Below are 21788 nucleotides of genomic sequence, written 5' to 3' on the forward strand. Positions count from 1 at the left end.
CCTCAAGTCGGATCGGATCCTGACCGCACCCTAGAGAACTACCTGCCGCCTACAACCAAAATTCCGTGATCCGGACGCCTACCCGCCGTTCTCCACCGCCGCCTCGCTCCAACCGGATCCGCCCAGCGGGAAGTCGTACGCGGGACGGCCGTTGTTGCCGCTGGTGCGGAACGGCTTGTCGCCGTCGCCGATCAGCAGCTTGCCGCCCCGGGAGCCGCTGGACCAGGTCAGCTCCAGATACCAGCGCACGTCGTACGCCGAGGCGTCGGCCGTGATCTGGAAGAACTCCGGGTCCGACTCGCTCACCGTGAACGGGAAGTCCCGGCCGCCCGCCGCCGCCTGGACCGTGGGCCGTGCCGCGTCCAGCGCGATGGTGAACGGCCGCTTGGGCACATCGCCGCCGCAGCCGACGCCCATCGCGTAGTCGTTCCAGGGCAGCGGCGCGCTCCGGCCCACCACCCGCACCTTCAGGCTCTGGACGAGCACGGTCTCCTCGCCGGTGCCCTGCACGGCGAGCGTCACGTACTGCTCCCCCGACGACACCGCCCTCTCCGCCGCCACCCAGGCGGGCGCGTCCTGTTCCACCGGCGGCGGAGGCACCTCGTCCGGCGGGCTGTCGATCAGATAGTGCTGGGAGCAGGGGTCCTCCCAGGCGTACGGGCGGGTGGTGACGGTGAACGGGACGCCGGACGCGGGCTCGTCGTCCTTCGCGGGCGCGGCACCGGCGCTCCCGGAGGGGGAGGAGGTACCGGAGGCGGAGGGGCCGCCGCCCTTCTCCTCCCGGGAGTCGGACACCGACGGCGAGACGGCCGTGGACGGAGTCGGCGTCGGCGTCGCGGACACCCGCGGCCCGCCACCGGACGAGGCGGCACCGACCGAACCACGCCGCCCCTCGTCCGGATCTCCCGCGGACGGCAGACTCACGGCGAGCGCGACGGCCCCGAGCACGGCGACCGCGGACACACCGCCGAGGAGGGCGGTACGGCGCGGACGGCGGGGCTGCGCGGCGTTCGGCTCCGCCGGTTCCTCGGCGTTCGCCTCTGCCGGTTCCTCGGCGTTCGCCTCTGCCGATTCCTCAGCGCTCTGTTCCTCCATGGAGGGTGCCGCTTTGCGCCGCCGCCCCGCGTCCGCCACCACCCACCGCCGATGCAGCTCGACCAGCTCTTCCGGCGACGCCTTGCAGACGCGGGCCAGCCGCTCCACGGGCGCGTACTCGGTCGGCACGGCATCCCCGTTGCAGTACCGGTGCAGTGTCGACGTGCTCATGTGAAGCCGTTTGGCGAGCGTCCCGTAGCTGAGCCCGGAGCGCTCCTTCAACTCCCGCAGCAGCGCCGCGAAGTCCTCCGACACCGTTCCTCCGCTCCCCCCATGTCCCATCCCCGCGTTCCAGGGAATGGCCGTTCCCCCAGGTCAGAGCCGTGCGAGCGTTCCATCGTCCCTGATTCTCCGCCGGGTCTGGCAACCGGGACGGATCGCCCCGCAGGCTTCGGTCATCCAAGCACGCCGCTCCCGGCACTCGGTCGAGCGGCCCGCTTCAACTCACCGACGAGCAAAGGAATCAGCCATGCGCACCTTCCGCCGTACCCGTCTGCTGGCCGCCACCGGCGCCGCCCTCACCGCACTCGCCCTCACCGCGTGCGAGGACGGCACGGGCGCGAGGAACGAGGGCGCGTCCGCGCCGGCCACGGCGGCGAGCCCGTCGGGACCGTCGGACACGCCGGGGGCGACGGGGGCGGCTCCGGACACGACGAACACCGCACAGCCGGAGAACAGCCCGAAGCAGACGCCGGCGGCCTCCACCCCCACACCCGCCGCCGATGACGACGAACCGGTCCGCACCTACTGCAACGGCTCCAACACCAAGGTCACCGCGCAGCCCGTCCCCCGCCCCCTGAACCACATGCTGCTCACGGTCACGAACACCGGCTCGAAGCCGTGCAGCCTGATGTACTACCCGGTGCTCCGCTTCGACGAGATGCAGTGGGTGCCGCAGGCCCGGCCGGAGACCAAGCCGCAGGCGGTGCCGACGCTGGCCCCGGGCGAGTCCGGCTACGCGGGCGTGCTGCTCTCCGCGGCGGACGGCAGCGGCGACGGCGGCACGACGGGCCGCAAGCTGACCGTCGCCTTCCAGGGCGGTACGCCGAACAGCGGCGGCGGCGCCTCCGCGACCCCGCCGCTGCCCGCCGAGGGCGTCCACTACGACAGCTCGCTGTCGGTGACGTACTGGCAGTCCTCGATGGAGGACGCCCTGAACTGACCCTGAACCGAGGGTCTCAGTCCAGCTTCCGGGCCACCTCGGTGGCCCAGTAAGTGAGGATGTTGCGGGCTCCGGCCCGCTTGATGCCGGTCAGCGTCTCCAGGATGGCCCGGTCCCGGTCGATCCAGCCCTTCTCGGCGGCGGCCTCGATCATCGAGTACTCACCGGAGATCTGATAGGCGGCGACCGGCACGTCCACCGCGTCCGCGACCCGCGCGAGGATGTCGAGGTAGGGCCCGGCCGGCTTGACCATCACCATGTCGGCCCCCTCCTCCAGGTCGAGGGCCAGCTCGCGCAGCGACTCCCGCACATTGGCCGGGTCCTGCTGGTAGGTCTTGCGGTCGCCCTGAAGCGACGAGGCGACGGCCTCCCGGAAGGGCCCGTAGAAGGCGGAGGCGTACTTCGCGGTGTACGCGAGGATCGCCACGTCCTCCCGCCCGATCTGGTCGAGGGCGTCCCGGACGACCCCGATCTGCCCGTCCATCATCCCGCTGGGTCCCACGACATGGGCCCCGGCGTCGGCCTGCACCTGCGCCATCTCGGCGTACCGCTCGAGCGTGGCGTCGTTGTCGACCCGCCCGTGCTCGTCCAGCACCCCGCAGTGCCCGTGATCGGTCGTCTCGTCGAGACAGAGATCGGACATGACGAGCAGCTCGTCGCCCACCTCGGCCCGCACGTCCCGAATGGCGACCTGGAGAATCCCGTCGGGATCGGTCCCGGGCGTCCCCTGGGCGTCCTTCTTGGATTCCTCCGGAACGCCGAACAGCATGATCCCGGAGACTCCGGCCTCCACCGCCTCGGCAGCGGCCTTCTTGAGACTGTCCCGCGTGTGCTGCACGACCCCCGGCATCGCGGCGATCGGCACCGGCTCGCTCACACCCTCCCGCACGAACGCGGGCAGGATGAGGTCGGCCGGATGCAGCCGGGTCTCGGCGACCATCCGCCGCATGACAGCACTCGTACGCAGCCGCCGCGGACGCGTCCCGGGAAAGGATCCGTACTTCGTCATGCACCTACGCTACGCCCGCCCCAAGAGCACCTATGCCGACGCGATGTCGGCGCCCTCCGCCTAGCCTGCGGGCCCTGCGAGCACACACAGCCGCGTAGCCTGCGGGCATGCGTGCCGCCTGGGGCGGCACGGGTGGGCGCTGGGGGTACCCCCTGCTCGAAGAGCTTGGGGGAGGCACCCCGTTCCGCCGGGCTGCGGCACCCACCCCGGCCGGCCGCAACACCCCGCACCCACGAACCCAGCCCGCATGCACCCCCCACCCCCCAGGTCCATCCTGAAAAAGGAACCTGCACCGCACTCACGCAGCCCGCGGAGCCCCCCATGACCGCTCCCCACCCCACAACCCCCCACCCCACCCCCGACCTCTTCGCCCTCTCCGACATCCACGGCCCCGTCCTCCGCCCCCCGGACAACGGCTACGCCGCCGAACTCGCCGGCTTCAACCTCGCCGTCCAGCACAGCCCGGAGGTGGTCGTCGGAGCCACCGGCACGGACGACATCGTCGCCGCGATGCGCTGGGCCGCCGCGACCACCACCCCCGTCGCCGTCCAGGCCACCGGCCACGGCGCCAACTCCCCCGTCGACAGCGGCCTCTTGATCAACACCGCCCGGCTGACGGACGTACACATAGACGAGACGACCCGCACGGCGACGATCGCCCCGGGCGCCAGGTGGCGCCACGTCCTGGAGGCCGCCGCCCCGCACGGCCTCGCCGCCCTCACCGGCACCTCCACCGACGCGGGCGCGGTCGGCTACACCGTCGGCGGCGGCCTGCCGGTCCTCGGCCGGGCGTACGGCTACGCGGCGGACCTGGTCCGCTCCTTCCAGGTCGTCACGGCGGACGGCACCCTCCGCACGGCGAGCCCCGACGAGGAACCGGACCTGTTCTGGGCGCTGCGTGGCGGCAAGGGCAACGTGGGAGTGGTGACCCAGCTGGTCACCGACCTCCTCCCGCTCTCACACATCCTCGGCGGCGGCATCTACTGCGCCGGCGAGCACGCCGAGCCCCTGCTGCGCGCCTGGGTGGACTGGACGACGACGGTCCCGGACGAGATGTGCAGCGCGTACACGCTGCTGCGCCTCCCGCCGCTCCCGGACATCCCGGAGCCCCTGCGCGGCGGCTTCTGGGCGCGTGTGGCGATCGCCTGGCCGGGCGACCCGGAGGAGGGCGAGAACCTGATCGCCCCGCTGCGCGCGGCGGCCCCGGTGGCGGTCGACACGGTCTCCGTCATTCCCTACACGGAGATCGACGCCATCCACATGGAACCGCGGAACCCGCTCCCGGCCCGGGAGTCCTGCGCCCTGATGCACGCCATGACCCCGGAGGCGATCACGACGTTCCTCCAGGCGTGCGGCCCGGCGGCACCCCCGGACTATCCGCTGCTGATGGTGGAGCTGCGCCACATGGGCGGCGCACTGGCCCGCCCCTGCGCGTTCGAGGACGCGATCTGCGCCCGTGACTCCGACTTCCTCCTGGAGACGGTGGGCGTCCTGATCAGCCCGGAGGCGGCGGAGACCATCGAGTCGGCCACCGCCGCGATCCAGGCCGTCATGGCCCCGTACGGCACCGGCCGCACCATGGTCAACATCCACGGCACCCCGGGCGACGAGGCCGACCGCGCCCGCGCCTGGACCCCGGAGGTCTACGACCGCCTCCGCCGGACGAAGGCGACCTACGACCCCCACAACCTGCTCCGCTTCGGCCACACGGTGGGGACACTCACGCGGCCGTGACCCTGAGGGTCAGGTCGTCGTACGACGCCTGCGCGCCCCCGGCCGCCGCTCGCTCGGCCGCGTCACCGGATCCCCGGCCTCCAGCGCGGCGGCCCGGCGCCGCATCCCGAACTCGGCCAGCGCCTCGGCCAGCTTGTGCACGGACGGCTCGGGGGCCATGACGTCCACCCGCAGCCCGTGCTCCTCGGCGGTCTTCGCCGTGGCGGGGCCGATACAGGCGATCACCGTCACGTTGTGCGGCTTGCCGGCGATACCCACCAGGTTCCGCACCGTCGACGACGACGTGAACAGCACCGCGTCGAAGCCACCGCCCTTGATCGCCTCCCGCGTCTCGGCGGGCGGCGGCGAGGCGCGCACGGTCCGGTAGGCGGTGACGTCGTCGACCTCCCAGCCCAGCTCGATGAGCCCGGCGACCAGGGTCTCGGTCGCGATGTCGGCGCGCGGCAGGAAGACGCGGTCGATCGGGTCGAAGACGGGGTCGTACGGCGGCCAGTCCTCCAGCAGCCCGGCGGCCGACTGCTCGCCGCTCGGCACCAGGTCCGGCTTCACGCCGAAGGCGATCAGCGCCTTGGCGGTCTGCTCGCCCACCGCGGCGACCTTGATCCCGGCGAAGGCACGGGCGTCGAGCCCGTACTCCTCGAACTTCTCCCGCACGGCCTTGACCGCGTTCACCGAGGTGAAGGCGATCCACTCGTAGCGGCCTGTCACCAGTCCCTTGACCGCGCGCTCCATCTGCTGGGGCGTACGCGGCGGCTCGACGGCGATGGTCGGCACCTCGTGCGGCACGGCACCGTAGGACCGCAGCTGGTCGGAGAGCGACGCCGCCTGCTCCTTCGTACGCGGCACGAGCACCTTCCAGCCGAACAGCGGCTTGGACTCGAACCACGACAGCTGGTCGCGCTGGGCGGCGGCGGAACGCTCACCGACCACGGCTATCACCGGCTGCCCGCCCTCCGGCGAGGGCAGCACCTTGGCCTGCTTCAGGGTCTGGGCGATCGTGCCGAGGGTCGCGGTCCAGGTCCGCTGCCGCGTCGTCGTACCGGCGATCGTGACGGTCATCGGGGTGTCCGGCTTGCGGCCGGCGGCGACCAGTTCCCCCGCGGCCGCCGCCACGGAGTCGAGCGTCGTCGACACGACGACCGTCCCGTCCGACGCCCCCACCTCCGTCCAGCACCGGTCCGACGCCGTGCGCGCGTCCACGAACCGCACGTCCGCGCCCTCGGCGTCGCGCAGCGGCACACCGGCGTACGCGGGCACGCCGACCGCGGCGGCGACACCGGGCACCACCTCGAAGGGCACCCCGGCGGCGGCGCAGGCGAGCATCTCCTCGGCGGCGTACGCGTCGAGTCCGGGGTCGCCGGACACCGCACGCACGACCCGCCTGCCGCCCCGCGCGGCCTCCATGACAAGATGTGCGGCATCCCGTTCTGCGGGGACCCCAGCGGTTGTTGACGTGCCGTCAACAACCGTCAGCTGAGGCGTGCCTGTGCCCGGATGCCGGTCCGCGGAAGGATCCGTGGAGTCCGTGTCCGTGTTCACCACGGCGACGCCCGGCCTGGCGTGGACGCGTACGACGTCGAGCACCTCGTGCCCGGCGACGAGGACGTCCGCGTTCGCCAGCGCCTCGACGGCGCGCAGTGTGAGCAGTCCCGGATCTCCGGGTCCGGCACCCAGGAAGGTGACGTGCCCGTGTTCCGGACCGGCGGGAAGGGTGGTGGGGCTCAATGTGCTCGCTCCCCCATCAGACCGGCCGCGCCCGCGGCGAGCATCTCGGCAGCGAGTTCGCGGCCGAGTGCCACTGCCTGGTCGTGCGTCTGGGGCACGGGACCGGTGGTGGACAGCTGCACCAGCGTGGTGCCGTCGGTCGTGCCGACGACGCCCCGCAGGCGCATTTCCTTGACAATCTGCCCGTCGGCCAACAGGTCGGCCAGCGCGCCCACGGGGGCGGAGCAGCCGGCCTCCAGGGCGGCGAGCAGTGACCGCTCGGCGGTCACGGCGGCCCGCGTGAACGGGTCGTCGAGCTCGGCGAGCGCGGCGATGAGATCCGCGTTGTCCGCGGTGCACTCGATCGCCAGGGCCCCCTGGCCGGGGGCGGGCAAAACGGTGTCGACCGACAGGAAGTCGGTCACTTCCTCGCTGCGGCCGATCCGGTTCAGCCCGGCGGCGGCCAGCACCACGGCATCCAGCTCACCGGCGCGGACGTATCCGATCCGGGTGTCGACGTTGCCGCGGATCGCCACGCACTCGATGTCGAGTCCGTGGGCGCGGGCGTACGCGTTCAGCTGCGCCATGCGGCGCGGCGAACCGGTGCCGATGCGCGCCCCGCGCGGCAGGTCGGTCAACTTCAGCGCGTCCCTGGCGACGATCACGTCCCGCGGGTCCTCGCGCACCGGTACGGCGGCCAGGACCAGCTCCTCGGGCTGCGCGGTCGGCAGGTCCTTCAGCGAGTGCACCGCGAAGTCGACCTCGCCCTTGAGCAGCGCGTCGCGCAGCGCGGTCACGAACACACCCGTGCCGCCGATCTGCGCCAGCGCCTCGCGGGAGACATCGCCGTAGGTGGTGATCTCGACCAGCTCGACGGGGCGCCCGGTCACCTGACTGACGGCCTCCGCCACCTGCCCGGACTGGGCCATGGCGAGCTTGCTCCGCCTGGTCCCGAGCCTCAGCGCCTTCTCACTCATCGTGGCCCTCGGTTCTTCTCGGTGCTGTCCTCGGCGCGGGAGACGGAGGCCACCGTCTCCGGGTCGAGGTCGAACAGGGTGCGCAGCGCGTCCGCGTACCCGGCGCCGCCGGGCTCGGCCGCGAGCTGCTTGACCCGAACGGTCGGGGCGTGCAGCAGCTTGTCGACGACCCGGTGCACGGTCTGCCGGATCTCGCCGCGCAGCTTGTCGTCCAGGCCGGGCAGCCGCCCGTCCAGCCGGGCGATCTCCGCGGCGACGACATCGGCGGCCATGGTGCGCAGCGCGACGACGGTCGGCGTGATGTGCGCGGCCCGCTGCGCCGCGCCGAAGGCCGCCACCTCGTCGGAAACGATACGGCGGACCTGGTCGACGTCGGCCGCCATCGGGGCGTCGGCGGAGGCTTCCGCCAGCGACTCGATGTCGACCAGCCGCACCCCGGCGAGCCGGTGCACGGCCGCGTCGATGTCGCGCGGCATGGCGAGGTCGAGCAGGAAGAGCACGGGCTCGGGGCGCTCGGCGGCCACGGGTTCGGGCTTGCGCCGCTCCGGGATCCGGCCGACGGCCGACGCCGTCGCGGCGAGCGCGCCGATCAGCTCCGCGTCCGCGTCGGGCCCGCGCCGGGCGGTCTCCCGCCGGCCGGCCGCGCCGCCCACGACCCAGGCGGCGTGCTGCTCCAGCGTCGCCGCGTCCATCCCGGCCACGGCGGCCTCGCCCATCACGGAGAACCCGGGCGCCGCGGAGAGGTCCAGCGGGCAGCCGTCCTCGGTGCCGACGCTGGTCGGCGGCAGCGGGGTGGGGCGTACGTCCGCCCCCTTCTCGGTCGTACGACGGCCCTCGGCGGCCTCGGCGACCGGCTCGCCGGTGCGACCGCGCACCGCGGCGGCGACCGCCTCCGCGCCGAGCACCAGACCGGTCGCGCCGGTGCAGGAGACGGCGACGTCGGCACGTGTCAGCTCGGCCGGCACCGCGTCCATCGGTACCGCGCGGGCGAGCACGTGCGCGTCCTCGGCCTCGGTGAGGATCTGGGCCAGGCGCTCGGCGCGCTCCTGGGTGCGGTTGGCGATGACGACCTCGGCGACCCCGGCGCGCGCGAGCGTCGCGGCGGCCAGCGAGGACATCGAACCGGCGCCGATCACCAGCGCCTTCTTGCCGCGCGCCCAGTCCTCGACCGGCGCGCCCACGGCCAGCTGCTCCAGGCCGAAGGTGACCAGGGACTGTCCGGCGCGGTCGATCCCGGTCTCGGAGTGCGCGCGCTTGCCGACCCGGAGGGCCTGCTGGAACAGGTCGTTGATCAGCCGGCCCGCGGTGTGCAGCTCCTGGGCGCGGGCCAGGGAGTCCTTGATCTGGCCGAGGATCTGGCCCTCGCCGACGACCATGGAGTCCAGTCCGCAGGCCACCGAGAACAGGTGGTGGACGGCCCGGTCCTCGTAGTGCACATAGAGGTAGGGAGTGAGCTCGTCGAGCCCGACCCCGCTGTGCTGGGCGAGCAGCGTGGACAGCTCGGCGACACCGGCGTGGAACTTGTCCACGTCGGCGTAGAGCTCGATGCGGTTGCAGGTGGCCAGCACGGCGGCCTCGGCGGCCGGTTCGGCGGCGACGGTGTCCTGCGCCAGCTTGATCTGGGCGTCCGTGCTCAGCGCCGCCCGCTCCAGCACGCTGACCGGGGCGCTGCGGTGGCTCAGTCCGACGACGAGGAGGCTCATGCCGGCATCACGGCGGGCATGTCCCCGTCGGGTCCCTGGTCGGCGGAGTCACCGCGGTTCGCGGCGGCCGGTACGGCGGTCTCGCCCGCGGCCTCCTCACCGGCCTTGCGCTGCTCGTGGAAGGCGAGGATCTGGAGTTCGATCGAGAGGTCGACCTTGCGCACGTCGACGCCGTCCGGGACGGACAGCACGGTCGGCGCGAAGTTCAGGATGGAGGTGACCCCGGCGGCCACGAGCCGGTCGCAGACCTGCTGGGCGGCACCGGCGGGGGTGGCGATGACACCGATCGACACGCCGTTGTCCTGGATGATCTTCTCCAGGTCGTCGGTGTGCTGCACCGGGATCCCGGCGACGGGCTTGCCGGCCATGTTCGGGTCGGCGTCGATCAGCGCGGCGACCCGGAAGCCTCGGGAGGCGAACCCGCCGTAGTTGGCGAGCGCGGCGCCGAGGTTACCGATACCGACGATCACGACCGGCCAGTCCTGGGTGAGGCCGAGTTCGCGGGAGATCTGGTACACGAGATACTCGACGTCGTAGCCCACGCCACGCGTCCCGTAGGAGCCCAGGTACGAGAAGTCCTTGCGCAGCTTCGCGGAGTTGACCCCCGCCGCGGCCGCCAGTTCCTCGGAGGAGACCGTCGGCACCGAGCGCTCGGAGAGCGCGGTCAGGGCGCGGAGGTACAGCGGAAGCCGGGCGACGGTGGCCTCGGGAATCCCTCGGCTACGGGTCGCCGGTCGGTGAGTTCGGCCAGTTGCCACGGTGCTCCTGCGGGTAGAGCGGGGCTGCAGGCGGTCATACGTCCCCAGACCGCCCCGTCGACAGCAGGCTATGTCTTTGTGAACGCGTGCACAAAGATGGTGTCCGATTTGCCCGGCCAACGTGACGGGGGTCACGACCGATTACCTTCCTCACGATCCACGCCCCCGAGACCACAACAGCCATCGATCCTAAGCCGTGAGCGCCTTGCGAAGCCGCTCCTCGTTCACGCGCCAGAAGGTGTGCTGCTCGCCGTCCACGAGCACCACCGGGATCTGCTCCCAGTAGCGATCGTGCAGGTCAGGGTTGTGCGTGATGTCCTTCTGCTCCCACGGCACCCCCAGCTCCCCGCAGACCTTCTCGATCACGATCTGTGCGTCATCACACAGATGGCAGCCGGGCTTGCGGATCAGGGTGACGAGACGGTCCTGGGGGGCGGGTTCGGCCCTGCGCCGGAAGATGGGACTCATACCGGCCATTGTCCCGCTCCTCTGGCCCACGCTTAACGGCTCGGTCGCGGAGAGTTCACAGCCTCCAAACCTCACGCCGGACGGAACCTCCGAACAAACTGGCTATGCTCACGCCATGGCCGCTCTCGGATGGCTCACTCCCCGTAGGCGCTCCGCCACGGCGCGGAGCGTATTGGCAGGCGAGGCCTCGGCGGAGGCCGCGCGCAAGTCCACCGAGGTCTCCGAGGTCTCCGGCAAGGAGCCGGAGTTCCCGGTGCCCGGCGACGAGAAGGCCGCCGCCTTCTTCGACCTGGACAACACCGTCATGCAGGGCGCCGCCCTGTTCCACTTCGGGCGGGGCCTGTACAAGCGCAAGTTCTTCGAGACCCGCGACCTGGCCCGGTTCGCCTGGCAGCAGGCCTGGTTCCGGCTGGCCGGCGTCGAGGACCCCGAGCACATGCAGGACGCCCGCGACTCCGCGCTGTCCATCGTCAAGGGCCACCGCGTCGCCGAGCTGAGGTCGATCGGCGAGGAGATCTACGACGAGTACATGGCCGAGCGGATCTGGCCGGGCACCCGGGCGCTGGCCCAGGCCCATCTGGACGCCGGCCAGCGGGTGTGGCTGGTCACGGCGGCGCCGGTGGAGATCGCCACGGTGATCGCCCGCCGCCTCGGCCTCACCGGCGCGCTCGGCACGGTCGCCGAGTCCGTCGACGGCGTCTACACCGGCAAGCTGGTCGGCGAGCCCCTGCACGGCCCTGCGAAGGCCGAGGCGGTGCGCGCGCTGGCCGCCGCGGAGGGCCTGGACCTGACCCGCTGCGCCGCCTACAGCGACTCGCACAACGACATCCCGATGCTCTCGCTGGTCGGCCATCCGTACGCGATCAACCCCGACAGCAAACTGCGCAAGCACGCCCGGCGGATGGACTGGCGGCTGCGCGACTACCGCACCGGCCGCAAGGCCGCGAAGGTCGGCATCCCGGCCGCGGCGGGCGTCGGCGCGGTGGCCGGCGGCACGGCCGCGGCGATCGCGATGCACCGCCGCCGGCGCTGAGGCTTCCCTTTCCTTCTGGGGAGACCTCCCCCTCTTCTTCCCTCCGGGAGGACCCTCCCCTTCCGGAGCAGTCGGCCGACACGCCACGCCGAGCGGGCCAATCCACCAGTCGTACCCACCCGGACGCCCGGCCAGTCCCTCCTTACCGCACCCGGCCACAACACGCCTCGGACCCACCCGGAACTCGAATCATTCCGGTCAACAACCGGTCACTCTGCGGAACTTGATCGGGCGTCAATCGGTTACAGAAGCGACGTAATCGATGATTTGAGCAACTGGGCGTAGCAGCGCCTGCACGAAGCGTTATTCTCCTCAGACGCAAACCGGTACCCCTCCGTCGCTACGACGGGTGAAAGGTTCCGCACTGCACGTGATGGAAGCTCTGCCTCTGGGAGTCTCGTGTACCCACACGTCGGGGTTGACGCCTCGGGCCTGGCTACGCTGCGCGCAACGGTCCAAGAACTGTTGCGCGACTTCGTCCCCACCGCGTACGCCGTCCCCGCCTTCGCCTCCGCCGCGCCCGTGGGCCCGTGCTACGCACTGGCCGACGGCAGCGCCGCGGTCGGCAGACGAGGACGGTCCACCGGCGCCGCCACCGCGCGCCGCCCGGCCGCCGACAGCGACAGCGCCCGGATGATGGACCTCGTGGAGCGCGCCCAGTCCGGCGAGGCCGAGGCGTTCGGCCGCCTCTACGACCAGTACAGCGACACCGTGTACCGATACATCTACTACCGCGTGGGAGGCAAGGCCACCGCCGAGGACCTGACCAGCGAGACCTTTCTGCGCGCCCTGCGCCGCATCGGCACCTTCACCTGGCAGGGCCGGGACTTCGGCGCCTGGCTCGTCACCATCGCCCGCAACCTGGTCGCCGACCACTTCAAGTCGAGCCGTTTCCGCCTCGAAGTGACCACCGGCGAAATGCTCGACGCCAACGAGGTCGAGCGCTCCCCCGAGGAGTCCGTCCTCGAGTCCCTCTCCAACGCCGCCCTCCTCGACGCCGTACGGCGGCTCAACCCCCAGCAGCAGGAGTGCGTGACGCTCCGCTTCCTCCAGGGCCTCTCGGTCGCCGAGACCGCCCGTGTCATGGGCAAGAACGAGGGCGCCATCAAGACCCTCCAGTACCGCGCCGTACGCACCCTCGCCCGGCTCCTCCCGGACGACGCGCGCTGAGCCGCCCCGCGCGAGCACCCTCCGCTGCCTCCAACTCACCGTCGGTGAAAGTCCGTTGACTTCGCGGTCCCCTCGTCCGCCGTCCGTAACCCAAGTGCCGCGCCGCTCGTTGTGCGGGATGCAGGCTCCCTGTGGTCACTCCCCGGCCGTCTCCGATCACTCGATCGTGTGGATGTGACCGGGGTGTGCAACCCTCAGGACCCCCTGGGGAGTCGACCGTCATGACGAGAGGAGGTGCCGCCAGTGATCGCGAACGTATCGGCGCACCGGCGGGCGAACGCCTTCGCCCAGGCTCTGGAGGAGCAGCCCGACCGGGACACGGCGGACGAGCAGCCGGAGGCACCGGCACCGGCTGCCGCGGAACCGACCGAGCAGGGCCGCCTGTTGGCCCTCGCGACCAGTCTCGGCGAGCTGCCCAAACCGAAGCTGGACCCCGAGGTCAAGGTCGTCCAGCGGGCCCAGTTGGTGGCCGCGATGGAGGCCATGCTGCAGGAGGGCGGCGAGGCGGACCCTTCGGTGCCCGAGCAGCGTCGCGCCCGAGGCGCTCACCGGGCGACCCCGCTGGGAAGGCTCCGGCCGCGCACCCGGCTGGCCAAGGGCCTCACCGCCGGCGGCCTCAGCGTCGGTGTGGCCGCCGGGGCCTTCGGCGGAGTCGCCGCTGCCAGCTCGGACGCCCTGCCCGGTGATTCGCTCTACGGCCTCAAGCGCGGCATCGAGGACTTCAAGCTGGGCCTCGCCGACGAGGACGACGAGCGCGGTCAGATGTATCTCGACCAGGCCTCCACCCGCCTGAGCGAAGCCCGTCGGCTGATGGAACGCGGTCGCGGCGGCCACCTCGACCACGAGTCCCTCGGCGAGATCCGCCGCGCCCTGTCCGGCATGCGCCACGACGCCTCCGAAGGCCACCGGCTGCTCAGCGCGGCCTTCGAGCGCGACCCCGACTCGCTCGGCCCCATCCAGGCGCTCTCCGCCTTCTCCCGCTCGCATCGCGAGGCCTGGGGCGCCCTGCGCGAGAGGCTGCCGCTCCAGCTCGGAGACGTCAGCGAACAGGTGTCGTCGGTCTTCGACGCCATAGACCAGGACGTCGCCCCGCTGCAGTCGCTGCTCCCCCAGCCCCCGTCCCAGGGCGGCGGCACGGACAGCGGACAGCGGGGCCCGGGTGCCGGCGAGTCCACCGGATCCTCCGGCACCGGCAGTTCCTCCGCGCCCAGCACCGGCAGCGGCGCCACCGACACCGGCCACTCGGGCAGCACCGGCCTGCCCAGCCAGTCGGCGGACTCCGGCATCGACGGCGACGGCCTGCTCGGCGGCAACACCGGCGGCCTGCTCGACCCGCCGGCGAACACCGGCAGCGCCTCCCCGTCCCAGAGCAGGACACCGACCCCCGAGCCCGACGTCACGCTCAAGCCCCTCCTCCCCGACCTCCTGCCGGGCCTGGGGATCGAGGCGGAGGAGGCGGAGTAGGCCGAACCAGGCCGCCGTATCAGGCAGTACGACGACGGGGGCGCCCCTCCACCAGGGCGCCCCCGTCGTCGTACGTCGAGAGCTACTGGTCGTCGTACCCCGAGAGCTACTAGAAGAAGACCGACCGCCGCTGCACCAGCAACTTGTACAGCGTGTGCTGGATCTGCTCCCTGACCTGGTCCGTCAGGTTGAACATCAGCATCGGGTCCTCCGCCGCCTCCGGCGGATAGCCGTCCGTCGGGATCGGCTCGCCGAACTGGATCGTCCACTTCGTCGGCAGCGGGATCGCGCCGAGCGGGCCGAGCCACGGGAAGGTCGGAGTGATCGGGAAGTACGGGAAACCCAGCAGCCGGGCCAGGGTCTTGGCGTTGCCGATCATCGGGTAGATCTCCTCCGCCCCGACGATCGAGCAGGGCACGATCGGAGCGCCCTGCCGCAGCGCCGTGGAGACGAAACCGCCCCGGCCGAAGCGCTGAAGCTTGTAGCGCTCGCTGAAGGGCTTCCCGATGCCCTTGAAGCCCTCCGGCATCACCCCGACCAGCTCGCCCTGCGACAGCAGCCGCTCGGCGTCCTCCGCGCACGCCAGGGTGTGCCCCAGCTTGCGGGCCAGCTCGTTGACGACCGGCAGCACGAAGACCAGGTCGGCGGCGAGCAACCGCAGATGCCGCCCGGCCGGATGGTGGTCGTGCACGGCGACCTGCATCATCAGGCCGTCCAGCGGCAGCGTCCCGGAGTGGTTGGCGACGATCAGCGCCCCGCCCTCCGCCGGGACGTTCTCGATGCCCTTCACCTCGACCCGGAAGTACTTCTCGTACACCGGCCGCAGCAGTGACATCAGAACCTGGTCGGTCAGCTCCTCGTCATAGCCGAAGTCGTCCACCTCGTAGTCCCCGGTGAGCCGGCGGCGCAGGAAGGCCAGCCCGCCCGCGATCCGCCGCTCCAGACCGCCCGTGTCCGCGGGCTCCGGTGGCTGCTCCGCACGGGTCACGGGGACATCCTCCCGCGCCGCCGCCCGGGTGGGCAGGGCCTGGACCTCACCGACCTCGTGCCCCCGCGCCGGATCCCCGCCGCCGCGCCGGATCCCCGCACTCCGGCGCCGCGACGGCCGCTGTACGGCGCTCCCGCGGGACCGGTCGTCGTCGAACGGAATGACCTTGGCGTCCGCCATCGTTGCTGCGCTCCTCAGTAGGCGCTCTGCGTCGGGGGGTGGGTGCCGCCGGGGGCGGCGGGCAGCGCGGCGGCGAGCCGGTCGACGGCGCCCGCCAGGGCCTCCGGCGGCAGCAGCCCGGGCCCGTGGCCGCGGACGAAGTCGGCGAACGTCTCCGCGGTGGTGTACTTCGGCCGGAACCCCAGCGTCTCCCGCATCTGGGCGGTGTCCACCACCCGGCCGTGGGTGAGCAGCCGGATCTGCTCGGGCGAGAAGTCCGTCATGCCCAGCGTCCGCACCAGGGACCCGGCCCAGGTGACCGCGGGCAGCAGCAGCGGCACCGTGGGCCGGCCGAGCCGCCGCGAACACTGGGAGAGCAGCAGGACGCCGTCGCCGGCGATGTTGAAGGTGCCGCTGTTCAGGGTGCCCCTGGCCGGCTCGTGCGAGGCGAGCCGCAGCACCTCGATGACGTCGTCCTCGTGCACGAACTGCAGCCGTGGGTCGTAGCCGAACACCGTCGGCAGCACCGGCAGCGCGAAGTACGAGGCGAGCGGCGAGTCGGCGCTCTTCCCCAGGATGTTGGCGAACCGCAGCACGCACACGGCCACGTCCGGCCGGCGCCGGGCGAACCCGCGGACGTACCCCTCGACCTCGACCGTGTCCTTGGCGAAGCCGCCGCTGGGCAGTGACTTCGGCGGGGTGGTCTCGGTGAACACGGCCGGATCGCGCGGCGCCGACCCGTACACGTTCGTGCTGGACTTCACCACCAGCCGCTTCACCGCCGGGGACTTCTGGCAGGCGCCGAGCAGCTGCATCGTCCCGATGACGTTGGTCTCCTTGACCGTGGCCCGGCTGCCGCCCGCCAGCCCCGTCGCCGTGACATCCATGTGGACCACGGTGTCGGCGCCGGTCTCCGCGAGCACCCGGGCGATCGTGGGCTGCCGGATGTCCGCCTGGACGAAGTCGGCCCCGCCCAGATGGTGCTCGGGCGGCACCGCGTCCACGGCGACGACCCGGTCCACCTCGGGATCACGCTGGATACGCCGTACGAACCGGCCCCCCAGCTGGCGGGCCACTCCGGTCACGAGCACGACCTTGCCCAAGATCAGCGCCTTCCCTCGTACTGCCGTACCTGCCGTACCCTGCCCGCGTTCCCCGCTGTCGGCCAACTTAGCGGGTCCGTGTTGCCCTGTGATGACCGCCTGAAGCGTGACGCGGCGGAAAAACGTGAGAGAAATGCGTGTGGCCCCCCACCGGATGTGGTGGGGGGCCACACATACGCTTCCGCGCCGTTGTGGTGCGTCGCCTTACTTCTTGTTACGACGCTGAACGCGCGTGCGCTTGAGCAGCTTGCGGTGCTTCTTCTTGGCCATCCGCTTGCGCCGCTTCTTGATAACAGAGCCCACGACTACCCTCGCTCACTTCTCATCACTCGGTGTTTGGGCGCCATGGGCCCACACGACCTACGAGGGGCTAGCCTACCCGCCCGAGCGCTGAGGTCGTAATCGAGGTGACCGGGGAGATCGAAAAGTGCCCTGTAGTGATCCCCCCGGACCGCCGTCAGGCCGATTCCACCCCCACGTAGCTGTCGCGGAGGTACTCGTGAACCGCGTTCTCCGGGACCCGGAAGGACCTTCCGACCCGGATCGCGGGCAGATGACCGCTGTGCACCAGCCGGTACACGGTCATCTTCGACACTCGCATCACCGAGGCGACTTCCGCCACGGTAAGGAACTGAACCTCGCTCAGAGGCCTCTCGCCAGCTGCAGCCATGACACACCTGAACCTTCCGCACTCGACGGCCACCGGCTTCCCCTTCCGGTGACTCTTCGTCGCTGCGTGCTCACTCCCCAATGTAGGGGCGGGTGATGCAAGTGGGGAAGAGGTGCACCCATCGGCGGCCTACTGTGACAGACACGCTCGATTGAGTACGTAGCGGGTAAGCGGGCGGTAGTAATCAGACCGCACAGCGTCATCAACCGGAACGACGACGGCCACGCACCCCTCCGCCTGCCCCACGAAGAGCGCGGGGTCGTCGGTGTCAGCGAGACCAATGGCCTCAAACCCCAGCTGACCTGCTCCGCAGACCCACCCGTGGTCCCCGATCACCAGCTCCGGAAGCGGCCCGCCGGCCTCGGCGGCAGCGGCCAGCGCGGTACGAACCGGGAGCGGGGAGTGGGTGTGCGCGCCGGTCGCACAACCGCGGCCGGAGGCGCCGGGTTCCCGCACCAGCGCGACTCCTCGTACGTAGTCCAGGTTGTGCGTGCGTAGGCCGAACCGGGTCAATATGTCGACACAGCGACCCTTCGCCGGGGTGAGGACAGCACATCCCGCCGCCGACAGGGCGTCCGCCAGGGCGGCGTAGAACCCGAGCAGCCGATGCGGGTGCCCGGTGCCGAGCAGCACCGGCGCCCGCCGCCGGGCGGCGGCCCCGATCCGCTCGGCGAAGGCGTCCAGGGCGGCGAGCGTCAGCTCCGGATCAATCACATCCGACCCGGAAACGCACCCCAAATCCCCAGAAACCCCGCACCTTTCAGCCATCAACCCGACCAAATCCGGCACCCGCCAGGCCCCCACCGGATCAACTCCGATCACCACCCGAGGATCCCGAGCCGCGAACAACCGATAGCTCCGCAGGCTCTCCTCCCGCCCCGTAGCCACCCGCCCGGCCAGCCCGGCCGCCACCAGATGCTCCCGCAGAACCCCGGCACTCACCATGCACCGATGCTGCCGGAGGAACCGATTCTCCGCCCCCCAAATCCCCGAGGACCGCGCGGTTGGCGTAACCGGCCTGGCGCATGTGAAGCCGCGGGCATGCGTGCCGCCTGGGGCGATGGGGGTCCCCCCTGCTCGAGCGAAGCCGAGAGCTTGGGGGAGGGTGGGCGCGGCGGCACCCCGTTCCGCCGGGCTGCGGACCTACCCCCCGCCCAGCCCCACGCCGAGCACCGCACAAACCGGCCGCCGCACCAAGAACCCCTACGCCAACAACCCCCGCAACGGAAACACCGCCCGCCGCGCAGCCAACACGGCCTGGTCCAACCGGTCCGCGGGGTCGTACCCGTCCTCCCACTCCCGAAAGACCACCGGCCACCGCCCATCAGTCATCCGCCCCGGCCCCAACTCCCGAGTCCGAGCGAAGACCTCCTGCCGCCAGCCCTCCGGAATCACCGTCTCGGGCGCGATCTCCCGCCCCGCCGCGATCCCCACCAGATGCGTCCACGACCGCGGCACCACATCCACCACGGCGTACCCGCCCCCACCGAGCGCCACCCACCGCCCCTCGGCGTACTCGTGCGCCAGCGAATGACACACCATCTGCACCGCCCGCTGCGCGTCCAGCGACACCGCCAGATGCGCCAACGGATCCTCGAAGTGCGTATCCGCCCCGTGCTGCGTCACCAGCACCTGCGGCCGGAAATCCGCGATCAGCTCCGGCACCACCGCGTGAAACGCCCGCAACCACCCCGCGTCCCCGGTCCCCGCCGGCAACGCCACATTCACCGCGGACCCCTCGCCCGCCCCGCCCCCGGTCTCCTCCGGCCACCCGGTCTGCGGAAACAACGTCCGCGGATGCTCGTGCAGCGAGATCGTCAGAACCCGCGGATCCTCCCAGAACGCCGCCTGCACCCCGTCCCCGTGATGCACATCGACATCCACATACGCGACCCGCTCCGCCCCCAGCTCCAGCAACCGCGCGATCGCCAGCGACGCGTCGTTGTAGATACAGAACCCCGCCGCACCCCCGGGCATCGCATGATGCAGCCCGCCCGCGAAGTTCACCGCGTGCAGCGCCTCCCCCCGCCACACCGCCTCCGCCGCCCCCACGGACAACCCGGCGATCAGCGACGAGACCTCGTGCATCCCGGCGAACGCCGGATCGTCCAACGTCCCGATCCCATACGCCCCGTCCGCCGACCGCGGATCCGCCGAAGCCGCCTTCACGGCCTCGATGTAGTCCTCGCGATGGACGAGCCGCAGCGTCGACTCCCCGGCCGGCTTCGCCGCCACGACCTCCATCTCACGGTCGAGTCCGAACGCCGAGATCAATCGCCGGGTCAGGGCCAGCCGGACCGGATCCATCGGATGCCCGGGCCCGAAGTCATACCCTGTTACTGCCTCGTCCCACATCAGCTGTGCGCGGCCGCTCATGCCCGCCACCGTATCGGTCCGGCTCAGCGGCGAACGACCGGGCGTACACCAGCGTCACCAGGACCAACACCATCGGCACGAGCATCGCCCCGCGATAGCTCCACGCGTCCCCCAACGCCCCGACCAACGGCGAACCGATCAAGAACCCCACATAGTTGAATACGTTCAACCGCGCGACCGCCGCATCGGACGCCCCCGGGAACAGCCGCCCCGCCGCCGCGAACGTCTGCGGCACCAGCACACACAACCCGAGCCCCAGCAGCGTGAACCCGAGCATCCCCACCCACGCCCCAGGTGCCCCGGCCACCACCGCGAACCCGGCCGCCGCCACCAACGCCCCACCCCGTACGACCGCCACGGCCCCGAACCGCCGCACCCCGAAGTCCCCGACGGCCCGCCCCACCAGCGTGGTCACCATGTAGACGTTGTACGGAACCGTCGCCAGCTGCTCCGAACTCCCCAGCACGTCCTGGAGATACTTCGCGCTCCAGTTGGAGACCGTGGAGTCCCCGATATACGCGAAGGTCATCACCAGACACAGCGGCAACAGCACCTTGAAGACGACGACACCGTCCCCTTCACCCCCGCTGCTCTCCTCACCGCCGCCCTCGCCCCCGTCGACGTACCACCGACTCCCCACCAGACACAGCGGCACCAGCACACCCACGACCGGCAGATACGACACGACCAGCGCCAGCTCCCAGTGCGCCCCCACCCAGGCCAGCGAGGCCCCGAGAATCCCGCCCAGGCTGTACGCGGCATGAAAGCCGAGCATGATGCTGCGCCCGTACGACCGCTGAAGGCTCACCCCGAGCATGTTCATCGAGGCGTCCAACGCCCCCACGGCCAGCCCGAACACGCCCAGCGCCACCGCCAGTTCGGCCATCCGCTCCCCCGCCCCCACCCCGAGGAGCGCCAGGAGCACGACGGGTTGGGACCACCGCAGCACCGCACTGGGCGCCACCCGCCGCACCAGCCACTCGGTGACCACACTCCCGACACCGGCCAGCACCGGCACGGCCGCCAGGAACGCCGGCAGCAGCGCGTCCGACACCCCGTACCGGTCCTGGATCGCCGGAATCCGCGTCACGAGCAACGCGAACGCGACGCCCTGAGCGAAGAAGCCGAACGCCAACGAGGCCCTGCCGCGCCGCAGCACATCCGTCATGGCGGCGAGCGTAGGGCTCCGGCGTACCGCTGGGTATATCCAGCCAAAGATGAATTTCCCTCAGCTTGAGCTGAGCAGCGCGACCAGCTCGCCCATGTCGGAGAACAGCCCGGTGGCCCCCGCCAGCTTCGCGGCCGGCGTCATCGCCGTGAACCCGTACACGTCCATCCCCGCCGCCACAGCCGCCTGCACCCCCAGCGGACTGTCCTCGACGACCACACACCGCTCCGGCGCGACCCCCATCCGCTCGGCCGCGTACAGGAACAGATCCGGCGCCGGCTTCCCCCGCCCGACATCCTGCGAACTGAAGATCCGCCCGTCGTCGAACCACCGGTCCAGCCCGGCCACCCGGTGCCCCACCCGGATCCGCTCATGACTCCCCGAGGAGGCCACACAGTACGGCACCCCGTCCGCGGCAAGCTTCTCCAGCACCTCACCGGCCCCGCCGACCGGCTTCAACTCCCGCTCGAACGCCGCGAACACGCGAGCATGAAAGACATCGTCGAACTCCGCCGGCAACCGCTGCCCGGTCCGTTCCTCGATCAGCTCATGGATCCGATGCATCGCGGACCCCATGAAGTCCCGAATGGAGTCCTCATACGTCGTCGGATGCCCCAACTCGGTGAGATAGGCCGCGAGATGCCGGTTGGAGATCGGCTCACTGTCGACGAGCACACCGTCATTGTCGAAGATGATCAGGTCATAGCGCATGCCCTAGACCCTAAACGCAGAAAACCCCCGCATCGTGTGATGCGGGGGTTTCCCCAAGAATTGTTCGGCGGCGTCCTACTCTCCCACAGGGTCCCCCCTGCAGTACCATCGGCGCTGTGAGGCTTAGCTTCCGGGTTCGGAATGTAACCGGGCGTTTCCCTCACGCTATGACCACCGAAACACTATGAAACTGACAACCGCACCATGCGTGGCACATGGGGTTGTTCGTGGTTTCAGAACCAACACAGTGGACGCGAGCAACTGAGGACAAGCCCTCGGCCTATTAGTACCGGTCAACTCCACACGTTACCGTGCTTCCATATCCGGCCTATCAAC

20 protein-coding genes and 1 rRNA gene are annotated in these 21788 nt (G+C 71.3%); 5 read left to right on the top strand and 16 right to left on the bottom strand.

Annotated features, from left to right (window positions below; genetic code table 11):
• Positions 1 to 78: 78 nt before the first annotated feature.
• Positions 79 to 1350, bottom strand: a complete 1272-nt coding sequence (locus ACZ42A_RS10400; protein WP_468526733.1) for a helix-turn-helix domain-containing protein — start codon at positions 1348 to 1350, stop codon at positions 79 to 81.
• A gap of 214 nt (positions 1351 to 1564) precedes the next feature.
• On the opposite strand from ACZ42A_RS10400, the gene ACZ42A_RS10405 reads away from it, so the two are divergent.
• Positions 1565 to 2257, top strand: a complete 693-nt coding sequence (locus ACZ42A_RS10405) for a DUF4232 domain-containing protein (RefSeq protein ID WP_468526734.1) — start codon at positions 1565 to 1567, stop codon at positions 2255 to 2257.
• Between the two features lie 16 nt (positions 2258 to 2273).
• On the opposite strand, the gene hemB is transcribed toward ACZ42A_RS10405, so the two are convergent.
• Positions 2274 to 3266 carry a porphobilinogen synthase gene (gene hemB, locus ACZ42A_RS10410; RefSeq protein ID WP_468526735.1) on the bottom strand — a complete coding sequence of 331 codons (993 nt, stop codon included), beginning with the start codon at positions 3264 to 3266 and terminating at the stop codon, positions 2274 to 2276.
• Positions 3267 to 3587: 321 nt separating this feature from the next.
• Between hemB and ACZ42A_RS10415 the strand changes: the two genes are divergently transcribed.
• The gene (locus tag ACZ42A_RS10415; protein ID WP_468526736.1) at positions 3588 to 5000 is read left to right on the top strand and encodes an FAD-binding oxidoreductase; all 1413 of its coding nucleotides are present in this window, start codon (positions 3588 to 3590) and stop codon (positions 4998 to 5000) included.
• Positions 5001 to 5009: 9 nt separating this feature from the next.
• Here ACZ42A_RS10415 and ACZ42A_RS10420 read toward each other — a convergent pair whose 3' ends face one another.
• The 5 genes from ACZ42A_RS10420 to ACZ42A_RS10440 all read right to left on the bottom strand — a co-directional run bounded on the left by ACZ42A_RS10420 (position 5010) and on the right by ACZ42A_RS10440 (position 10610).
• Positions 5010 to 6725 carry a bifunctional uroporphyrinogen-III C-methyltransferase/uroporphyrinogen-III synthase gene (locus tag ACZ42A_RS10420; protein WP_468526737.1) on the bottom strand — a complete coding sequence of 572 codons (1716 nt, stop codon included), beginning with the start codon at positions 6723 to 6725 and terminating at the stop codon, positions 5010 to 5012.
• Complete coding sequence (hemC, locus tag ACZ42A_RS10425) at positions 6722 to 7681, bottom strand: hydroxymethylbilane synthase (protein WP_468526738.1); 960 nt, start codon at positions 7679 to 7681, stop codon at positions 6722 to 6724. The genes ACZ42A_RS10420 and hemC overlap by 4 nt, the downstream gene beginning before the upstream one ends.
• Complete coding sequence (locus tag ACZ42A_RS10430; RefSeq protein ID WP_468526739.1) at positions 7678 to 9384, bottom strand: glutamyl-tRNA reductase; 1707 nt, start codon at positions 9382 to 9384, stop codon at positions 7678 to 7680. The genes hemC and ACZ42A_RS10430 overlap by 4 nt, the downstream gene beginning before the upstream one ends.
• Positions 9381 to 10142 carry a redox-sensing transcriptional repressor Rex gene (locus tag ACZ42A_RS10435; protein ID WP_468526740.1) on the bottom strand — a complete coding sequence of 254 codons (762 nt, stop codon included), beginning with the start codon at positions 10140 to 10142 and terminating at the stop codon, positions 9381 to 9383. The genes ACZ42A_RS10430 and ACZ42A_RS10435 overlap by 4 nt, the downstream gene beginning before the upstream one ends.
• A gap of 189 nt (positions 10143 to 10331) precedes the next feature.
• On the bottom strand, positions 10332 to 10610 hold the full coding sequence (locus tag ACZ42A_RS10440; protein WP_468526741.1) for a glutaredoxin family protein: 279 nt from the start codon (positions 10608 to 10610) through the stop codon (positions 10332 to 10334).
• Positions 10611 to 10725: 115 nt separating this feature from the next.
• Here ACZ42A_RS10440 and ACZ42A_RS10445 point away from each other — a divergent pair, with 115 nt between their 5' ends.
• From ACZ42A_RS10445 to ACZ42A_RS10455, 3 genes are all read left to right on the top strand, one after another.
• The gene (locus tag ACZ42A_RS10445) at positions 10726 to 11643 is read left to right on the top strand and encodes an HAD family hydrolase (protein ID WP_468526742.1); all 918 of its coding nucleotides are present in this window, start codon (positions 10726 to 10728) and stop codon (positions 11641 to 11643) included.
• A 399-nt stretch (positions 11644 to 12042) separates the two neighbouring features.
• Positions 12043 to 12813: an ECF subfamily RNA polymerase sigma factor, BldN family gene (locus tag ACZ42A_RS10450; protein WP_468526743.1), complete on the top strand. Its 771-nt coding sequence runs from the start codon at positions 12043 to 12045 to the stop codon at positions 12811 to 12813.
• Positions 12814 to 13056: 243 nt separating this feature from the next.
• On the top strand, positions 13057 to 14277 hold the full coding sequence (locus tag ACZ42A_RS10455; RefSeq protein WP_468526744.1) for a DUF5667 domain-containing protein: 1221 nt from the start codon (positions 13057 to 13059) through the stop codon (positions 14275 to 14277).
• Between the two features lie 109 nt (positions 14278 to 14386).
• Here the strand turns inward: ACZ42A_RS10455 and ACZ42A_RS10460 are convergent, their stop codons facing one another.
• From ACZ42A_RS10460 to rrf, 9 genes are all read right to left on the bottom strand, one after another.
• Positions 14387 to 15445, bottom strand: a complete 1059-nt coding sequence (locus ACZ42A_RS10460; protein ID WP_468526745.1) for a lysophospholipid acyltransferase family protein — start codon at positions 15443 to 15445, stop codon at positions 14387 to 14389.
• Positions 15446 to 15459: 14 nt separating this feature from the next.
• A complete protein-coding gene (locus ACZ42A_RS10465; protein WP_468526746.1) occupies positions 15460 to 16527 on the bottom strand; it encodes an NAD-dependent epimerase/dehydratase family protein in 1068 nt (355 codons plus the stop codon).
• A 204-nt stretch (positions 16528 to 16731) separates the two neighbouring features.
• Entirely contained in the window at positions 16732 to 16830 is a 99-nt protein-coding gene (locus ACZ42A_RS10470) for a 30S ribosomal protein bS22 (RefSeq protein ID WP_003948845.1), read from the bottom strand.
• 154 nt (positions 16831 to 16984) lie between these two features.
• Entirely contained in the window at positions 16985 to 17197 is a 213-nt protein-coding gene (locus tag ACZ42A_RS10475; RefSeq protein ID WP_158074536.1) for a helix-turn-helix domain-containing protein, read from the bottom strand.
• Between the two features lie 129 nt (positions 17198 to 17326).
• Positions 17327 to 18142 (bottom strand): phosphatase, encoded by an 816-nt coding sequence (locus ACZ42A_RS10480; protein ID WP_468526747.1) that lies wholly within the window; start codon positions 18140 to 18142, stop codon positions 17327 to 17329.
• A gap of 258 nt (positions 18143 to 18400) precedes the next feature.
• Positions 18401 to 19573, bottom strand: coding sequence for an acetoin utilization protein AcuC (locus tag ACZ42A_RS10485; RefSeq protein WP_468526748.1), 1173 nt, complete (start codon positions 19571 to 19573; stop codon positions 18401 to 18403).
• The gene (locus ACZ42A_RS10490; RefSeq protein WP_468526749.1) at positions 19524 to 20741 is read right to left on the bottom strand and encodes an MFS transporter; all 1218 of its coding nucleotides are present in this window, start codon (positions 20739 to 20741) and stop codon (positions 19524 to 19526) included. The genes ACZ42A_RS10485 and ACZ42A_RS10490 overlap by 50 nt, the downstream gene beginning before the upstream one ends.
• 60 nt (positions 20742 to 20801) lie before the next feature.
• Positions 20802 to 21452: an HAD family hydrolase gene (locus ACZ42A_RS10495; protein WP_468526750.1), complete on the bottom strand. Its 651-nt coding sequence runs from the start codon at positions 21450 to 21452 to the stop codon at positions 20802 to 20804.
• 62 nt (positions 21453 to 21514) lie between these two features.
• Positions 21515 to 21631 (bottom strand): 5S ribosomal RNA (rrf, locus tag ACZ42A_RS10500).
• Positions 21632 to 21788 lie beyond the last annotated feature (157 nt).

This window comes from Streptomyces sp. NPDC030838, from assembly GCF_055572035.1.

Coding starts and splice junctions, on each gene's coding strand:
- ACZ42A_RS10405 (WP_468526734.1), top strand. CDS start 1,565: ATGCGCACCTTCCGCCGTACCCGTCTGCTGGCCGCCACCGGCGCCGCC.
- hemB (WP_468526735.1), bottom strand. CDS start 3,266: ATGACGAAGTACGGATCCTTTCCCGGGACGCGTCCGCGGCGGCTGCGT.
- ACZ42A_RS10415 (WP_468526736.1), top strand. CDS start 3,588: ATGACCGCTCCCCACCCCACAACCCCCCACCCCACCCCCGACCTCTTC.
- hemC (WP_468526738.1), bottom strand. CDS start 7,681: ATGAGTGAGAAGGCGCTGAGGCTCGGGACCAGGCGGAGCAAGCTCGCC.
- ACZ42A_RS10430 (WP_468526739.1), bottom strand. CDS start 9,384: ATGAGCCTCCTCGTCGTCGGACTGAGCCACCGCAGCGCCCCGGTCAGC.
- ACZ42A_RS10440 (WP_468526741.1), bottom strand. CDS start 10,610: ATGAGTCCCATCTTCCGGCGCAGGGCCGAACCCGCCCCCCAGGACCGT.
- ACZ42A_RS10445 (WP_468526742.1), top strand. CDS start 10,726: ATGGCCGCTCTCGGATGGCTCACTCCCCGTAGGCGCTCCGCCACGGCG.
- ACZ42A_RS10460 (WP_468526745.1), bottom strand. CDS start 15,445: ATGGCGGACGCCAAGGTCATTCCGTTCGACGACGACCGGTCCCGCGGG.
- ACZ42A_RS10475 (WP_158074536.1), bottom strand. CDS start 17,197: ATGGCTGCAGCTGGCGAGAGGCCTCTGAGCGAGGTTCAGTTCCTTACC.
- ACZ42A_RS10480 (WP_468526747.1), bottom strand. CDS start 18,142: ATGGTGAGTGCCGGGGTTCTGCGGGAGCATCTGGTGGCGGCCGGGCTG.
- ACZ42A_RS10485 (WP_468526748.1), bottom strand. CDS start 19,573: ATGAGCGGCCGCGCACAGCTGATGTGGGACGAGGCAGTAACAGGGTAT.
- ACZ42A_RS10490 (WP_468526749.1), bottom strand. CDS start 20,741: ATGACGGATGTGCTGCGGCGCGGCAGGGCCTCGTTGGCGTTCGGCTTC.
- ACZ42A_RS10495 (WP_468526750.1), bottom strand. CDS start 21,452: ATGCGCTATGACCTGATCATCTTCGACAATGACGGTGTGCTCGTCGAC.